The organism is Cupriavidus sp. 05N38, from assembly GCF_056397345.1.
Window position 1 is genome coordinate 1 of the sequence record NZ_JBFTNF010000083.1, and the last position, 16,873, is coordinate 16,873.

The window sequence follows — 16,873 nt, forward strand, 5'->3', positions numbered from 1 at the left end:
GATCAAGACCGACTTCCCGCACCGCAACGGGGCCGGCATGCAGGGCTTCGTGATGAATATGCGCAAGCCGATGTTCCAGGACGTGCGGGTCAGGCAGGCCCTGATCCTGGCGCTGGACTTCGAATGGCTGAACCGCCAGCTCTTCTATGGCGCCTACCGCCGGCTCGACAGCTGGTTCTCCAACAGCGAACTGGCCGCCAGCGCCACGCTCGATGGCCAGCCCGGTCCCGGCGAACTGGCGTTGCTGGAGCCGCTGCGCTCGCAACTGGCGCCGGAAGTGTTCGGCCCCATCGTGACGCAGCCCACCACCAATCCGCCGCGCTCGCTGCGTGACAACCTGCGCGACGCGCGCAGGCTGCTGGCGCAGGCCGGCTGGACCTACGAGGATGGTGCGCTGCGCAATGCCAAGGGCGAGCCGTTCGTCTTCGAGTTTCTCGACGACGGCGGCGCCATGAGCCGCGTCATCACCACCTATGTGCGCAACCTCGAAAAGCTGGGCATCGAGGTGAACCAGCGCACCACCGACTTCGCGCTGTACCAGAAACGCCTGGAGGACTTCGATTTCGACATGGTGTCGATCCGTTTCCCGGATTCCCAGAGCCCGGGCAACGAGCTGCGCGACCGCTTCAACAGCGAAGCAGCCACCACGCCGGGATCGGACAACCTGTTCGGCCTCAAGTCGCCGCCGATCGACCGCCTGGTCGACAATGTGCTGCACGCCCATACGCGCGAGGAACTGGTCAATGCCGGGCGGGCGCTGGACCGCGTGCTGATGCACGGCTACTACATCGTGCCCAACTGGTACAGCGCGTCGCATCGCGTGGCATACCGCAAGGAACTGATCTACCCGGAACGCCTGCCGTATTTCTACACGGCCGAAGGCTGGGTCCTGAGCAACTGGTGGCGTACCGACACCAAGCCGGCTGCCCGATAAGCGCGGACTGGAACAGAAGGAACCGAGATGCTCATTTACCTCCTCAAGCGCGTCCTGCTGATGATCCCGACCCTGATCGGCGTCATCACCCTGACGTTCGTGGTGATCCAGTTCGTGCCCGGCGGCCCGGTCGAGCAGATGATGATGGAGCTCAAGGGGCGGGGCGGTGGCGGCGAGGCCAGCGGCGGCGGCGCGGAATATCGCGGCCGCCGTGGCGTGGACCCGGACAAGATCAAGGAAATCCAGGCGCTCTACGGCTTCGACAAGCCGCCGCTCGAGCGCTACTTCATCATGCTCAAGCGCTTTGCGCGCTTCGACCTGGGGCAGAGCTACTTCCAGCACCGCAGTGTGTGGGAGCTGGTGAAATCCAAGATGCCGGTGTCCATCAGCCTGGGTTTGTGGACCTTTTTCCTGACTTACCTGATATCGGTGCCGCTCGGGATCTCCAAGGCGATCCGGGCGGGCAGCCGGTTCGATGTGGTCACCAGCATGGTGGTGCTGGTGGGCTATGCCATTCCGGGCTTCGTGCTGGGCGTGCTGCTGCTGGTGTTGTTCGGCGGCGGCACCTTCGTGCAGTGGTTCCCGCTGCGCGGGCTGACTTCCGATGACTGGGACCAGCTTTCGATGATGGGCAAGGTGATGGACTACCTGTGGCACCTCGTATTGCCGATCACCGCCTCGGTGGTGGGCAGCTTCGCGGTGATCACCATGCTGACCAARAACKCGTTTCTYGAKGAAATCCGCAAGCAGTACGTGSTGACSGCGCGCGCCAARGGGCTGGCCGAGCGCCGCGTGCTGTGGAAGCATATTTTCCGTAACGCGCTGATCCCGCTGGTGACCGGTTTCCCGGCGGCCTTCATCGGCGCGTTCTTCACCGGCTCGCTGCTGATCGAGACCTTGTTCTCGCTCGACGGGCTCGGCCTGTTGTCCTACGAGGCAGTGCTGCGGCGCGACTACCCGGTCGTGCTCGGCACGCTCTACCTGTTCACCCTGATCGGGCTGGTCACGCGGCTGATCTCCGATGTCTGCTACGTGATGGTCGACCCGCGCATCCACTTCGAGGCCGTGCACCGATGAAATTCCGCTCGCGCACGCTACCCAACGGCCTGCCCCATTCGCCGTCGCCGCGCCAGCGCGCCTGGCAGCGCTTTCGCCGCAACCGGCTGGGCTACTGGAGCCTGATCCTGTTCGTCGCCATCTTCGTGCTCAGCCTGTTCGCCGAAGCCTTGTCGAGCGACCGGCCGCTGGTGGTGAAGTACAAGGGCGAATGGTATTTCCCCATCGTCAAGGTCTATCCGGAGACGACCTTCGACGGCGACTTCCCCACGCGCACGGATTATCTCGATCCGTTCATCCGCAACCGCATCACCAGCAACGGTAACTTCGCCGTCTTCCCGCCCAACCGGTATTCCTACGACTCGCTCAACTACTTCTCCAAGGAGCCCAATCCGGCGCCGCCTTCGGCGGAGAACTGGCTGGGCACGGACGACCGGGGCCGGGACGTGCTGGCGCGGCTGCTCTACGGTTTCCGCGTGTCCGTGCTGTTCAGCCTCGCGCTGACGCTGATCGGCGTGCTGATCGGCACGCTGAGCGGTGCGCTGATGGGCTTCTTCGGCGGGCGCTTCGACCTGATTTCCCAGCGCGCCATCGAGATCTGGAGCTCCATGCCCGAGCTCTACCTGCTGATCATCTTCGCCTCGATCTTCACGCCCAGCCTGGCGTTGCTGATCATCCTGCTGTCGCTGTTCGGCTGGATGGGCTTGTCCGACTACGTGCGCGCCGAGTTCTATCGCAACCGCTCGCTAGACTATGTGAAGGCGGCGCGTGCGCTGGGCCTGTCCAATGTGCAGATCATGTGGCGCCATATCCTGCCCAACAGCCTGACGCCGGTCATCACGTTCCTGCCGTTCCGCATGAGCGCGGCCATCCTGGCGCTGACCAGCCTCGATTTCCTCGGGCTGGGCGTGCCACCCACCACGCCCAGCCTCGGCGAGCTGCTGGCGCAGGGCAAGGCCAACCTCGATGCCTGGTGGATTTCCCTTTCGACCTTTGCCGTGCTGGTGCTGACCCTCTTGCTGCTTACCTTCATGGGCGACGCCCTGCGCGACGCCTTCGATACTCGCCTGGGCCTGGCGCAGTTGCGCGGCCGCGTGGAGCCGAAGGCGCCCGAAGGCTCGCCGGCCGCGGAGGTGACGCCATGAGCGCGCTGCCACAAGCCGGCGCCGCGAATGGCGCCTCGAATGGCGCCAAGAACGGCAAGAAGCCCCGCCCCGAAAGGGGCGCTGCCGGCGGCCCCCTGATGTGCATCGAGCGGCTTTCCGTCACGTTCGGCCACGGCGAGGATGCCACGCGCGCGGTGCGCGACGTCAGCTTCGACCTGCGCGCAGGCGAGCGCTTCGCGCTGGTGGGCGAATCCGGCTCGGGCAAGACCGTCACGGCGCTGGCCATGCTGCGGCTGGTGGAGGATGCGCGCTACCAGGGCGCGGTGCGCTTCGAGGGGCGCGACCTGCTGCAGGTGTCGGAGCGCGAGATGCGGGGCATCCGTGGCGGCGACATCGCCATGATCTTCCAGGAGCCCATGACGGCGCTCAACCCGCTCTACACGATCGGCAACCAGATCGTGGAGACGCTGGCGCTGCACGAGGGCCTGGACCGCCGCGCGGCGCGCGAGCGCGCCGTGGCGCTGCTCGAGCGCACCGGCATTGCCGACGCCGAGCACCGTTTCGACAGCTTCCCGCACCAGCTTTCGGGCGGCCAGCGCCAGCGCGCCATGATCGCCATGGCGCTGGCGTGCCGGCCGAAGCTGCTGCTGGCCGACGAGCCCACCACGGCGCTCGACGTGACCATCCGCGTGCAGATCCTGGAGCTGCTGCGCGACCTGCAGAGCGAGTTCGGCATGGCGGTCATGCTGATCACGCATGACCTCAACCTGGTGCGGGCCTTTGCCCAGCGCGTGGGCGTGATGGAGAAGGGCGTGCTGGTGGAGGTGGGCGAGACCGCCGAGGTCTTTGCCGCACCCCGCCATCCCTATACCCGCAAGCTGATCGACAGCCGGCCGCGCCGCGAGGTGCTGCCGCTGGTGCCGCTGTCGCCGGTACTGCTCGAAGCCCAGCGGCTGTGCGTGAACTACGCGCGCAAGCGGCGCGGCCTGGCCGGCTGGTTCGGGCGCGACCATCTTGCTGCCGTGAAGGATGTCGATTTCACGCTGCGCGAGGGCGAGACGGTTGGCATCGTGGGCGAATCGGGATCCGGCAAGACCACGCTGGCGCACGCCGTGCTGAACCTGACGCGGCGCACCAGCGGCGAGATCCGTTTCCTCGGCCGCAGCCTGGACGATGTCTCGCGCCGCGAGCGCAGCACGCTGCGATCGCGCCTGCAGGTGGTGTTCCAGGATCCGTTCGGTTCGCTTTCGCCGCGCATGACCATCGAACAGATCGTGGGGGAGGGCCTGGCCCTGCACCAGCCGGGGCTGTCGCGCGACGCCATGCGCCAGCGCGTCACCGAGGCGCTGCGCGAAGTGGGCATGGACCGCACCGCGCTGGGTCGCTATCCGCATGAGTTCTCGGGCGGCCAGCGCCAGCGCGTGGCGATTGCGCGCGTGCTGATCCTCAAGCCCCAGGTGCTGGTGCTGGACGAGCCAACCTCGGCACTCGATGTCTCGATCCAGCAGCAGGTGCTTGCGCTGCTGACGCAGTTGCAGCGCAAGTACAACCTCAGCTACCTGTTCATCAGCCACGATCTCGCCGTGATCCGGGCGATGGCGCATCGCGTCATCGTGATGAAGTCAGGCGAGGTGGTCGAGGCGGGGGAAACCGAGGCCGTGCTGGGTGCGCCGCAGCACGCTTACACCCGCAAGCTGATGCTGGCAGCCGAGATTGGTGCGGCGGATCCCGCGGCGCCGCAAATTGGTGCAACTGAATTCAGGGTGTCACCGGATTGACTCGCGCCTGACTCGCGCCTGACATAACGAAAACAAGAAAGCAGATGCGACTTTTGTCGTATGGGCTTGATTCCAAAGCCTTTTAGGTGGATTTTGTAACGTACTTTGACATGTGAATGACAACCTTATACCATCCGGCGAGAACTAATTTTGGGGGTGGTTCGCGCGTCGCTTGTAGATTGCGCGGGTGGTCTGCGTCACATGATCACGCTGGTCCGCTTATTGCGTGCCACATTTACCCCGTTGAACTACCCCGTTGAATTCGAGCCCGCCCGGCGTGTCGTCCCGGGCCTGGTAAAGAGAACGATTGATCAGGAGAACCAATGCAGCGAACGGTGCTTCATTCCCTGGCGCGCGCCGCCGTTGGAATAGCCATTGCCTGCGGTGCTGCTCTGTCGAATGGAGTGCTGGCTGATACGGTCTTCAAGGACCCTGACGCCCGCATCGATGCACGTGCCGAGCTGAGCTCGGACCCGCATCCGGAAGGCAAGCGTGGCTTGCTGTCCTCGATGATGAGTTCCACCAGCCACGTTGCCAGCAAGGCTGGCGACCTCGTCATGAATGCCCTCGGGCTGATTGGCGTGCGCTACCGCTTCGGCGGCAACAGCCCGGAATCGGGCCTGGACTGCAGCGGCTTCGTCCGCTACGTGTTCAATGACACCTTTGGTTTCATGCTGCCGCGCCGCTCGGTGGAAATGAGCCAGGTCGGCATCACGGTGGCGGCCAACGACCTGCGTCCCGGCGACCTGGTGTTTTTCAACACCATGCGCCACACGTTCTCGCACGTCGGCATCTATATCGGCGACAACAAGTTCGTGCATGCTCCGTCCACGGGCAGCAAGATCCGTGTCGACGACATGCGCGCCTCGTACTGGGTGACGCGCTATAACGGTGCCCGCCGCATCGACGACAAGCCGCAGGATGGCGTGGGCGCCGGCAACCTCGGCAATATGGTCGAGACGCTCAAGCGTTTCGATCCCAACGCCGGCGGCCGTTCGCTCTACGGCGGCTGAGCCTGGCCGGGTGCGCCCGGCTCCGGACAAAAAAAGGACTGCCATGCAGTCCTTTTTCATTTGCGCCGGCCGGCGGCCGTTGGCGGGATTACTGCGCGGCCACCGTGCCGGCAGGCCTGAGGCGCGCCTGCGCCAGCTTGTCGCGCAGGCCTGCCATTGCCGCCGCCATGGCCTGCTCGCCGGCCAGGATGGCGCGGTTGCGCGCGGTGAAATCGCTGCCGCCCATGTCGGGCAGGTCGGGGCGGATCACCACGTCGGCGCGTGCCAGCGCCATCTTGTTGATCGACTGTCCCATGATGGCCGTGGTCTGCAGCAGCACGCCGCTCTGGCCACCGTTCTTCTGGCTGGACGGATCCGCCGAGATATTCACGGCGATCACGAAATCCGCGCCCATGGTGCGTGCCGAATCCACCGGCACCGGCTCCACCAGCCCGCCGTCCACATAGTCATGGCCCTGGATCGAGACCGGCTGGAACACGCCCGGCACGCTGCTCGAAGCACGCACCGCCTGGCCAGTATTGCCGCGCCGGAACAGGATGCCCTGGCCGGTCTTGAGATCGGTGGCGACGATGCCCAGGGGCAGCTTCATGGCCTCGATGGGGCGGTTGCCGATCAGCTTGTTCACATAGTTCTGCAGCGCCTCGCCCTTGAGCCAGCCGCCGAAGCGCGTGCCAAAGGGCAGGGCCCAGTCGGCGATGGCGGCTTCGTCCATGGTCAGCGCCAGCTTGTTGAGCTGGAAGCCGCTCATCCCCGACGCATAGAGCGCGGCGACCACCGCGCCGGCGCTGGTGCCGGTGACCAGGTCCGGGTGGATGCCCTGGGCTTCCAGCGCCTTGATCACGCCGATGTGGGCAAAGCCGCGGGCGGCACCCCCGCCCAGCGCGAGGCCGATCTTGATGGGGCGGGACGGTGCCGGGGGCACGACAGCCGGTGTGTCGGGCTGGGCGGTCAGGGGGCCCGGCTTGGGGCCGAAGGAGCAGGCAGCGAGCAGCGCTGCCGCGCCCGCGCCAAGAAAGTTGCGTCGTTGCATGGATCGAGGAAGGAAGGGAAGTGGCGCGGTCGTCACCGATGGCGCCATTGTGGGCATGGATGTGCGGCCGGCGCCAGCGCCGCATCCGCGCGGCAGCATTTCAGACCGGGCAGAGGATAAATGATTCCGCGCGCGCAGGCATCCGGCGCGCGGCGGGGCCGGCCGTGGCGCCCCGCTTGCTATAATGCGGCGATCCTACACCCGGCCTGCGCGCGCATCCGCGCGCAGGCTTTTTTGTTTGCCTCCGACATGACACAACGCGTCCGCACCCGCTTCGCGCCGAGCCCGACCGGCTTTATCCACCTCGGCAACATCCGCTCCGCGCTCTACCCATGGGCCTTTGCGCGCCGCATGAAGGGCGACTTCATCCTGCGCATCGAGGACACGGACGTCGAGCGCTCGTCCCAGGAATCGGTGGACGTGATCCTGGAAGGCATGGCCTGGCTCGAGATGGATATCGACGAAGGCCCGTACTACCAGATGCAGCGCATGGACCGCTATCGCGAAGTGGTCAAGCAGATGGTCGATAGCGGGCTGGCCTATCCGTGCTACATGAGCACCGAGGAGCTGGACGCCCTGCGCGAGGCCCAGCGCGAACGCGGGGAGAAGCCGCGCTACAACGGCTTCTGGCGTCCCGAGCCGGGCAAGGAGTTGCCCGCGCCGCCGGCCGGCGTGCAGCCTGTGATCCGCTTCAAGAACCCGATCGGCGGCAGCGTGGTGTGGGACGACGCGGTCAAGGGCCGCATCGAGATCTCCAACGATGAACTGGATGACCTGGTGATCGCCCGCCCGGACGGCACGCCCACCTATAACTTCTGCGTGGTGGTCGATGACCTCGACATGAAGATTACCCATGTCATCCGCGGCGACGACCACGTCAACAATACGCCGCGCCAGATCAACATCATTCGCGCGCTGGGCGGCACGCCGCCGGTCTTCGCCCACTTGCCGACCGTCCTCAACGAGCAGGGCGAGAAGATGAGCAAGCGCCATGGCGCCATGGCCGTCACGGGCTACCGCGACGAAGGCTACCTGCCGGAGGCCGTGCTCAACTACCTGGCCCGCCTGGGCTGGGCGCACGGCGATGCGGAGATCTTCTCGCGCGAGCAGTTCGTCGAGTGGTTCGACCTCGAGCACCTGGGCAAGTCGCCGGCGCAGTACAACCCGGAGAAGCTGGCCTGGCTCAATAATCACTACATCAAGGTAGGCGACAACGCGCGGCTGGCTGCGCTGACCCTGCCGTTCATCGAGGCACTGGGCGGCAAGGTGGAGGAGGGCGGTGCCAGCCTCGAGGGCGTGGTGGGCCTGGTGAAGGACCGCGCCAATACGCTCAAGGACGTGGCGCAGGCCGCGCTGCTGTTCTACCGCGGCGAGCCGCAGCCCGATGCCGCGCTCAAGGCCGAGCATCTCAACGCGGATATCCTGCCGGCGCTGCAGGCCCTGAGCGCTCGCCTGAGCGCGCTCCCGGCGTGGAAGCGCGAAGACATCAGCGCGGCCTTCAAGGCCGTGCTGGCCGAGTTCGGCCTGAAGATGCCCAAGCTGGCCATGCCGGTGCGCCTGCTGGTGGCAGGGCAGTTGCAGACGCCGGCCATCGATGCCGTGCTGGAGCTGTTCGGCCGCGACGCCGTGCTGCGCCGCCTGCAAAACGGGCTCGCCTGAAATTTTTTGCAGAAAGTCTCGAAAGGGGCTTGCGCTCCTGCCGGGACTTAAGCATAATCTCGTTCTCCCTGCAGCGCGGACAAAAACCAAGCGGGCTTAACGGATGGCAGCGATCAGTAGTAATCCCGCAGAAATGCGGATCGCTAAAAAAAGTTAAAAAAAGGGGTTGTCAAAAAGCAAGGTTGTTTATATAATCTTGTCTTCGCTGAAACAAAGAAACAAACGCGAAACGACAGCAGCAGTAAGGCTGGTGCAGTAAATAAGCAGCAAGGTAGTACCATGGGGCTATAGCTCAGCTGGGAGAGCGCTTGCATGGCATGCAAGAGGTCAGCGGTTCGATCCCGCTTAGCTCCACCAAAATGCCGGAAGTTTCGAGTGCGGTAAAATCGAAGCTTCCCAGCGCGGCGAGAACATGATTATTCAGTTCTCTGTCGTGCAAGACGGAACAAGTTGAAAGACGAGTTTCTGTCCCCTTCGTCTAGAGGCCTAGGACATCACCCTTTCACGGTGAGTACAGGGGTTCGAATCCCCTAGGGGACGCCAGATTTCGAGCGTAATCAAACGTTCGGTTTGTCGTCGGCGGCATTACTGCCGGTAGCAAGCAGAAGTATTGGAGTGGTAGTTCAGTTGGTTAGAATACCGGCCTGTCACGCCGGGGGTCGCGGGTTCGAGCCCCGTCCACTCCGCCAAATCTAAACCCGCATGGTTATGCCATGCGGGTTTTTCTTTTTCCGCTTCCATATTCTGCGATTCGCCCTCGCCGTTCTCCGCCGGTGTCCTTGGYGGCGGCCCGCGATAATCTTTTCGTCACGGGCGTGGCCGGCCGCCTGGCGGCACGGCGCATTATGCCTGCCTGCCCCCGCGATTACCCCCCCCGTGATTATCTCCAGGTCCGGCATCAGCCCGCCTGGCGCCGGCTCACCGTGACGAAGTAACGCACCAGCAGCGATCCGGCGAGCGCCAGGCTCAGGCTGTTGGCCAGCCAGAAGCCGGCTGCGCCGCGCGTGAAGGCCGGCATCGACTCGAGCAGGCCGAAGCCAAGCACATAGCCCCCGCCCAGCCCGACGCCCCAGAGCGAAAGAGCATAGATCAGCGTTGGCACCAGTGCGATCTTGTATGCACGCAGGATGAAGGCGGTCATCACCTGGACCGCATCGAAGGCCTGGTAGAAGGCGATGAACAGCATCAGCGGCAGGGCGGCCTTCACTACCGCCGGATCCTTGGCGTAGGCATGCAGCAGCGGCTCGCGCAGGATCCACAGCAGGCTGCCTACCAGGATCGCAAGCAGCGCTGCCAGGCCGATGCCGCGCCTGGCGATGCGGCGCGCCGCGGCGTGATCGCGCGCGCCGATCGACTGCGCCACCAGCGTCGAGGTGGAGATCGCCAGCGAGAGCGGCAGCATGTAGGCGACCGCGCCAAGGTTGGCGATGATCTGGTGGCCGGCCAGCACGACGGTGCCCATGCGCGTGATGAAGATCGACATCAGCGTAAACGAGGTGATCTCGATCAGGTAGGTCAGGCCCATCGGTACGCCCAGGCGCAGCAGCGCACGGATCGGCCGCGCCTGCGGCCACGCCCAGCTCGAGAAGATCTGCAGGGGCCGGTAGGCCGCGTTGCGCCGCAGGATCATCACGCCGGATATGCACCAGATCCAGCTGATCGATGCCGAGGCCAGCGCGCAGCCCGGGCCGCCCATCGGCGCCAGGCCGAGTCCGCCTCCGATGAACCAGGCATTGAGCGGGATCTTCACGCACAGCCCGGCCAGCTGGAGCACGGTCACCATCACCGGTCGCGACAGGGCATTGTTCAATGCCGAGTAAATGCGAAATCCGAGTGCCGCCGGCAGGCCGAAAGCCTGGATATGCAGGTAGTGGGTTGCCTTCTCGACCAGTTCGGGCGGCGCCTGCGCGAACTCCAGCAAGGGCCCGGGGAAGGCCAGCAGCAGCATGCCCGGCACCGCCAGCGCCACGCCCAGCCAGGCAGCCTGCCTGACTTCGCTGCCGATCTCCGCCGCGCGGCCGGCCCCGTGCAGCTGGCCGGCGACCGGGGCGAGCGCCTGCAGTACGCCCATCAGGCTGATGTAGACCGTAATGTAGATGGAGCCGCCAAGCCCCACGGCGGCGAGATCGGTGGCCGAGGCGCGACCGGCCATGATGGTGTCGATCACGCCGAAGGCGATCACGGCGAGCTGGCCGACCAGGACTGGCGCGGCCAGCTCGCCGATGCGGCGGAGATCCTGCAGCAGTTTCATCCGATGGGCCGGCGCGCCGGGGCGCGGCCGGGCAACTGTTGAGTGTGTTCTAGGAGTGGCGCGGCAAGCGGCGCTGCGGCAGCGTCGGCTTGGCTGGCGGCACCTTCGACATATCCACGAGGCGGTACATGCGGAAGCGTTCGTCGCGGTCCGACGGCCGGCGACCTTCCCAGATCAGCCGCCATTCGAAATGCGAAATGCTGGTCGGCTCGCCATAGTCGACCGCGTCGTGGCGCAGCAGGATATCGCAGCCATCGGACGGGCCGCCGAAGCGGATATGGCCGAAGTACGCGAACGATGCCAGCTGCGCGTCGCCCATGCGGATCGGCTGCACGCAGTTGTAGGTAGCGGGCAGCGCCATCGACGCGGCCTGGGCCACGTCGCGGTAGGTCTTGCCATAGTTGATCGACGGCATCCACAGCGTCATGGCCAGCACCCACATCAGCGTGGTGCCGGCAGCCGAGATCACCACCGGGCGCCAGATCTGCTTGGGCGCGCGCGAAAGACGCCAGCGCACGATCAGCACCCAGGCCGCCGTGACGACCAGCGCGTAGGCCACCGCGCTGACAGTGAAGTCCTGCTGGAAGCCCGGCAGCAGGCGATGGATGTTGGCGGCGATGCGCGGCGGCTGGCCGGTCGTGCGGGCGATCCACATGAACCAGACGAAGCCGCCGAAGATCGTGAAGAACAGCAGCGCGAACCAGTCGATCGCATTGATGGCGGCGCGTGTCAGCGTGGGCAGGCCGAAGGCGGCCAACACCGCCATCGGCGGCAGCAGCAGGATGAACTGCACGTCGCCGGGCTGGCGCAGCAGGAACAGCAGCAGCAGTGGCGGCACCAGCAGCGCCAGCGGCAGCGCCACATGCGGCGCGCGGCGCATGCCCGACCAGCTCAGCCATGCCCAGCATGCGATCGGCCAGACCGGCCAGGTAAACAGCAGCAGGTTGCGCGCGACGAAGTTGAGTGCGATGGCATTGGGCGCGCCGTAGGTGCGGCGGTCGTAGCGCGACCACTCGCGGATGAAGGTCACCGCATCGTTGTGGTCGGTGGCGCCCAGGTAGGCGGTCGCCATCCACGCGGCCACCATGGCCAGCGCCAGCGGCACGCTGGCCATCAGCATGCGCGGCAGGGGCAGGGGCTTGCAGGCCAGCCCGCAGACGATGATGGACGCCAGCAGCACCAGCGGCAGCACCGGTCCGCTCGACAGGGTCAGCGCGCCGAGCCCGGCGCCCAGCCAGAGCCCGCCCTGCAGCGGCTTGTCCAGGCTGCGCACCATGCCGTACAGGCTCATGGCGACGAAACAGACCTGGCCGACCTGGGGCGTGGTTTCGTGGCCGCGCATGGCCAGGCCCACGCAGGCCAGGAAGATCAGCAGCGCGCCGTCGGCCAGCGTGCGGCCGTAGTCGCGCGCATTGGGCTGGCCGCCGAAGACATAGGCAAAGGGCTGGACCTCGGCGCGGCGGCCGAGCAGATAGGTGGCGTACCAGATCAGCGCGCAGGTGCCGAAGTAGAACAGCGCCGTGGCAAGGCGCGAGGCGTCGGGCGCGCCCAGCCAGCCGCCGAACAGGCGGATCATGGCGGCGCCGACCCAGAACACCAGCGGGCCGTCGTCGCCATAGGGCCGGCCTACGATATTCGGCATCAGCCAGTCCTGCACGCCACCGGTAGCCAGTTGCCACATCACCCCGAAGCCGGCCGCATCCTCATTCTTCCACGGGTCGCGGCCGAACAGGCCGGCCAGGCCGTAGATGATGCAGATGGCCAGCAGCAGTCCGCGCGGAAGCGCGCCGGTGGCGGCTGCGGTGAGGTGGACTCGGGAAGTCTTGGCTGCGCTCATGGATCGGTGGGGCTTGGGGGCGGCCGAATGGGCGCCTCCGGTTGGCTACGCCTGCGCCGGCGCGCTGGGCGCGAAGAAGGCAAGAGCACGGAGAATGCAAAAGCAAAGAGGCAGCCGATGCTGCCTCTTTGCTTGGGTGCGCGGCGCCGGAGCATCGTCCGAGGCCGTGCTGCGAGCGGGCTCGCGCAGCGGATTACTTCGCTGCGGCCTTGCCCAGCTTGCTGCCGAACTTCTGGCGGAACTTCTCGACGCGGCCGGCCGTGTCCATGATCTTCTGGGTGCCGGTGTAGAACGGGTGCGATTCCGACGAGACTTCGATCTTGGCCAGCGGGTATTCCTTGCCTTCGTGAACGATCGTGTCGCGGGTCTGGATCGTCGAGCGGGTCACGAACTTGAAGTCGTTCGACACGTCGTGGAACAGGACTTCGCGGTAATTCGGGTGAATGCCTTCTTTCATGGTGCTTCCTTTCAGGTTGGGTAGCCAGTCCGCTGCATGCCGCGCTGCCGTTGCCTAAGCTCCGGCGGAACCGGGCTGGCAGTGTCGCGGCGAACGAACCACTTGCCGATAACGGACAAACCGGGATTATCGCAGAAAAACAAAAAGCTGGGCAAGATTTGCGAGCGCCCCGGATGAATTGGCCGGCCATGCCGGCGTATCGGTGACGAATCACATCGAGGCCGGATCCTGGCGGTAAAACGTGGACAGTACGCCATACAGGGCCGGCCAGTGCTTGCGCAGCCTGTCCGGTTCCACGAAGAAGGTCTCCGAGGCCACGGCAAAGAACTCGCTTGGCGCTTCGCAGCCGTAGGGGTCGATCACGCGCAGCGCCGGCGGCAGCCGCTCGGGATGGTCCCAGGCGTGGTCGGATTGCCGGTCGCAGGCATCGGCGAAGCGGTCGTATTCGGTCAGCAGGGTCTCGGCCCATTGCTCGCGGTCCACGCCGGCATGCAGCACGCGCGAGAAGGGCGGCACGCCGTCCGGCTCGCCGTCGAGCATGTCGAGCTTGTGGGCGAACTCGTGGATGACGACGTTATAGGTGTCGTCGGGGTGGGCGTGGCGGCCGCCGGTCCCCGTTCCCGGCGTGCGCACGTCGGGCCAGGACAGGATCACCGGCCCATGTTCCCAGGCTTCGCCGCTGGCTTCTTCCACCACGCCATGCACGAGGCCGATATCGTCCTCGACGGTGCGCCGGATGATGAACTCGCCCGGATAGAGCACGATGCCGCGCCAGCCGCGATACCACTCGATGCCGAGCTTGAGGATGGGCACGCAGGCCTGCGTCGCCACGCTGGTCACCATCTCGTCGGCAAGCGGCAAGTCGTGCGCGGTGGAGAATTCCTTCTCGGCGATGAACAGCGTGGCAAGCTCGCGCAGCGCGGCGAGGTCGTCGGCGCCGTAGCGCTGCACGAACGGCAGCGTCGCCACCGTGTGTTCCCAGAGCGAGTCGGGGATGGCGTAGTGCTCGAGCTTGCGTCCGCGCGCGCGGTCTTTCAGGAAGTGGCTCAGTCTGCCGAACATGATTCTCCTGCAGATAGGGTGCCGGGATGGCGCCTCGGGCGGGCGCGGCGTGCAAAGCAGAAGGGCGTGCCGTGGCACGCCCTTCTGTGCGATACGCGCGCGCCGCGGCGCGCGGTACAGCCAGCGGTCAGCCGCCTCTGCGCATCATATCGAAAAACTCGGCGTTGTTCTTGGTCGCCTTCATCTTGTCGAGGATGAACTCCATGGCCTGCACTTCGTCCATGTCGGAGATGAACTTGCGCAGCACCCACACCTTCTGCAGGATTTCCGGCTTGATCAGCAGTTCCTCGCGGCGGGTGCCGGACTTGTTCAGGTTGATCGACGGATAGACGCGCTTCTCGGCCAGGCGGCGCTCGAGGTGCACTTCCATATTGCCGGTGCCCTTGAACTCTTCGTAGATCACGTCGTCCATGCGGCTGCCGGTTTCGATCAGCGCGGTGGCGATGATGGTCAGCGAACCGCCTTCTTCCAGGTTACGCGCGGCGCCGAAGAAACGCTTCGGGCGTTGCAGCGCGTTGGCATCCACACCGCCGGTCAGCACCTTGCCCGAGGCCGGCACCACCGTGTTGTAGGCGCGCGCCAGGCGCGTGATGGAGTCCAGCAGGATCACCACGTCGCGCTTGAGTTCGACCAGGCGCTTGGCCTTCTCGATCACCATTTCGGCGACCTGCACGTGACGGATGGCGGGTTCGTCGAAGGTCGACGCCACCACCTCGCCGCGCACCGAACGCAGCATTTCCGTCACTTCTTCCGGGCGCTCGTCGATCAGCAGCACGAACAGGTCGGCTTCCGGATGGTTGTTGGCGATCGCGTGGGCGATGTGCTGCAGCATCACGGTCTTGCCCGACTTCGGCGACGCCACCAGCAGTGCGCGCTGGCCGCGGCCGATCGGCGCGATCATGTCGATGATGCGGCCGGTGATGTTTTCCTCGGCGCGGATTTCGCGTTCGAGCGTGAGCGGCCGGTTCGGGTGCAGCGGCGTCAGGTTCTCGAACATGATGCGGTTCTTCACCGCTTCAGGCGCCTGGCCGTTGACCTTGTCCACCTTCACCAGCGCGAAGTAGCGCTCGCCGTCCTTGGGGGTCCGCACCTCGCCTTCGATGGTGTCGCCGGTATGCAGGTTGAAGCGGCGGATCTGCGAAGGGCTGATGTAGATATCGTCCGTGCTCGCCAGGTACGACGTCTCGGGCGAGCGCAGGAAACCAAATCCGTCCGGCAGGACTTCCAGCGTGCCGTCGCCAAAGATGGTTTCGCCCAGCTTGGCGCGCTTCTTCAGGATGGCAAACATGAGCTCCTGTTTGCGCATCCGCTGTGCGTTGTCGATCTCGAGGGTCGCGGCCATTTCGAGAAGCGCAGACACGTGAAGCGATTTGAGTTCTGTCAGGTGCATAGACGAGGGGTACAGAGGCGCCCGGACGGGCTGGACCTAAAGAGGGGGGAAGAAATGAGCGGACGCTCGGGGAAGTTGTTGGTGCCATCTTAGCACAATCCGGCCGGTGCGCCAGAGCTGGCGCACGCACGTCGGATTGTGGCTACAGCGGGGCCGCGCCGGCCGGCGCCGCGCCCCGTGCAATCGTCTTACAGATTGCCGTCGAGGAATGCGGTCAGCTGCGACTTGGACAGCGCGCCGACCTTCTGCGCGGCAACCGCGCCATTCTTGAACAGGATCAGCGTGGGGATACCGCGGATGCCGAACTTGGCCGGCACTTGCTGGTTCTCGTCGACGTTGATCTTCGCGATCTGCAGCTTGTCGCCGTAGTCCTTTGCCACTTCGTCMAGGATCGGGGCGATCATYTTGCAAGGACCGCACCATTCTGCCCAGAAATCGAGCAGGACAGGCTTGTCGGACTGGAGCACGTCGGCGTCAAAGGAGGCGTCGCTCACATACTTGATTTGTTCACTCATGGCGGAAAACCTCTGGTTTCGCTCTGTTGATTTTGAAGGCGGGATTTGCCGAACCGCTACATTACACGAGTTTGCGCATGCCCGTAGGCGGGCGCCTCACCCGATGCCGGCTGTCCCGGGCGACGGGATGGCCAGGAAAGGCGGATGCTGCAGATATGTTACCAGTTGACGGAAATTCAATACCTGCCCCCCCAAGCTGTCAGTGCGCTGCCGTACGTGCAGGAAAAAGGTGATCCGAATGGGTGATCCGGCACGGCGGCGCTTGCATGCATTCTGCCCGCTAATGCCATGCCGGTGGAGTGATTGTATTAATGGGCGCGAGAGCTTTTCTCAATGGCGTCCCCGGGCCGTGGCCGCCGCCGTATGATTTATCGTGCACATACCCGGGTGTGCCTGGCATCTGGCTTTTCCATGTCAGGAGGCAAAGCCGGGCGCACTGCGGCGCGTAGAATAGAATCACGCGCACCACACAAGGCCATCGACCATGACGACCGACAATTCCTCCAAGCCCGATCCGCAAGAGTCGCCCACCGTGGCGCACCTGAGCGACGCGCTGGACCATATCAATAGCGCGGTGGAGCAGAACAGCATTGCCGGCGGCGCGGCCAGGGGCCTGCTGTACAGCGTGATCGAAACGCTCGGCGCGCTGATCGGCGATCCCGACCTCCCCGAACATGCCCGGTCGGGCTACCAGGGCCTGCTCGAGACCGCGCGCGAGATCCGCGCCCGCATCGAAGGTACCGGCCGCTGAAGACAGCGGGGCATCCGGGCGTTTCCAGCGCTTC

14 protein-coding genes and 3 tRNA genes are annotated in these 16,873 nt (G+C 65.4%); 10 read left to right on the top strand and 7 right to left on the bottom strand.

Translation table 11 applies throughout. The features are described 5' to 3' along the window. From AC1DK4_RS35920 to AC1DK4_RS35940, 5 genes are all read left to right on the top strand, one after another. Window positions 1-934: ABC transporter substrate-binding protein (locus tag AC1DK4_RS35920; protein WP_477132115.1), on the top strand; the 934-nt coding region annotated here is incomplete at its 5' end. Window positions 935-961: 27 nt separating this feature from the next. After that, the gene (locus AC1DK4_RS35925) at window positions 962-2,011 is read left to right on the top strand and encodes a microcin C ABC transporter permease YejB (RefSeq protein WP_477132116.1); all 1,050 of its coding nucleotides are present in this window, start codon (window positions 962-964) and stop codon (window positions 2,009-2,011) included. Beyond that, window positions 2,008-3,135 (top strand): ABC transporter permease, encoded by a 1,128-nt coding sequence (locus tag AC1DK4_RS35930; RefSeq protein ID WP_441618360.1) that lies wholly within the window; start codon window positions 2,008-2,010, stop codon window positions 3,133-3,135. The genes AC1DK4_RS35925 and AC1DK4_RS35930 overlap by 4 nt, the downstream gene beginning before the upstream one ends. A 98-nt stretch (window positions 3,136-3,233) precedes the next feature. Further along, a complete protein-coding gene (locus AC1DK4_RS35935) occupies window positions 3,234-4,874 on the top strand; it encodes an ABC transporter ATP-binding protein (protein WP_441618395.1) in 1,641 nt (546 codons plus the stop codon). A 323-nt stretch (window positions 4,875-5,197) separates the two neighbouring features. After that, window positions 5,198-5,887, top strand: coding sequence for a C40 family peptidase (locus tag AC1DK4_RS35940; protein WP_441618362.1), 690 nt, complete (start codon window positions 5,198-5,200; stop codon window positions 5,885-5,887). A gap of 88 nt (window positions 5,888-5,975) precedes the next feature. Here the strand turns inward: AC1DK4_RS35940 and AC1DK4_RS35945 are convergent, their stop codons facing one another. Next, entirely contained in the window at window positions 5,976-6,917 is a 942-nt protein-coding gene (locus tag AC1DK4_RS35945; RefSeq protein ID WP_441618364.1) for a patatin-like phospholipase family protein, read from the bottom strand. Window positions 6,918-7,166: 249 nt separating this feature from the next. On the opposite strand from AC1DK4_RS35945, the gene gltX reads away from it, so the two are divergent. The 4 genes from gltX (at window position 7,167) to AC1DK4_RS35965 (ending at window position 9,265) form a co-directional block, all read left to right on the top strand. Further along, complete coding sequence (gltX, locus tag AC1DK4_RS35950; RefSeq protein WP_441643380.1) at window positions 7,167-8,576, top strand: glutamate--tRNA ligase; 1,410 nt, start codon at window positions 7,167-7,169, stop codon at window positions 8,574-8,576. 281 nt (window positions 8,577-8,857) lie between these two features. Then, window positions 8,858-8,933 (top strand) — tRNA-Ala (locus tag AC1DK4_RS35955). 110 nt (window positions 8,934-9,043) lie between these two features. Beyond that, a tRNA-Glu gene (locus tag AC1DK4_RS35960) sits at window positions 9,044-9,119 on the top strand. Between the two features lie 69 nt (window positions 9,120-9,188). After that, window positions 9,189-9,265, top strand: a tRNA-Asp gene (locus AC1DK4_RS35965). Between the two features lie 209 nt (window positions 9,266-9,474). Here the strand turns inward: AC1DK4_RS35965 and AC1DK4_RS35970 are convergent. From AC1DK4_RS35970 to trxA, 6 genes are all read right to left on the bottom strand, one after another. After that, on the bottom strand, window positions 9,475-10,827 hold the full coding sequence (locus AC1DK4_RS35970) for an MATE family efflux transporter (RefSeq protein ID WP_441618368.1): 1,353 nt from the start codon (window positions 10,825-10,827) through the stop codon (window positions 9,475-9,477). A 49-nt stretch (window positions 10,828-10,876) separates the two neighbouring features. Beyond that, window positions 10,877-12,664: an ArnT family glycosyltransferase gene (locus tag AC1DK4_RS35975; protein WP_441618370.1), complete on the bottom strand. Its 1,788-nt coding sequence runs from the start codon at window positions 12,662-12,664 to the stop codon at window positions 10,877-10,879. A gap of 193 nt (window positions 12,665-12,857) precedes the next feature. Further along, window positions 12,858-13,121, bottom strand: coding sequence for a type B 50S ribosomal protein L31 (locus AC1DK4_RS35980; RefSeq protein ID WP_420997545.1), 264 nt, complete (start codon window positions 13,119-13,121; stop codon window positions 12,858-12,860). Window positions 13,122-13,331: 210 nt separating this feature from the next. Continuing rightward, window positions 13,332-14,183 carry a M90 family metallopeptidase gene (locus AC1DK4_RS35985; RefSeq protein ID WP_441618373.1) on the bottom strand — a complete coding sequence of 284 codons (852 nt, stop codon included), beginning with the start codon at window positions 14,181-14,183 and terminating at the stop codon, window positions 13,332-13,334. Between the two features lie 127 nt (window positions 14,184-14,310). Continuing rightward, window positions 14,311-15,573, bottom strand: coding sequence for a transcription termination factor Rho (rho, locus tag AC1DK4_RS35990; protein WP_029043590.1), 1,263 nt, complete (start codon window positions 15,571-15,573; stop codon window positions 14,311-14,313). Window positions 15,574-15,761: 188 nt separating this feature from the next. Then, complete coding sequence (gene trxA, locus AC1DK4_RS35995; RefSeq protein ID WP_010814265.1) at window positions 15,762-16,088, bottom strand: thioredoxin TrxA; 327 nt, start codon at window positions 16,086-16,088, stop codon at window positions 15,762-15,764. Window positions 16,089-16,572: 484 nt separating this feature from the next. On the opposite strand from trxA, the gene AC1DK4_RS36000 reads away from it, so the two are divergent. Next, window positions 16,573-16,839: a hypothetical protein gene (locus tag AC1DK4_RS36000; RefSeq protein WP_441618375.1), complete on the top strand. Its 267-nt coding sequence runs from the start codon at window positions 16,573-16,575 to the stop codon at window positions 16,837-16,839. The last annotated feature ends 34 nt before the right edge of the window (window positions 16,840-16,873 follow it).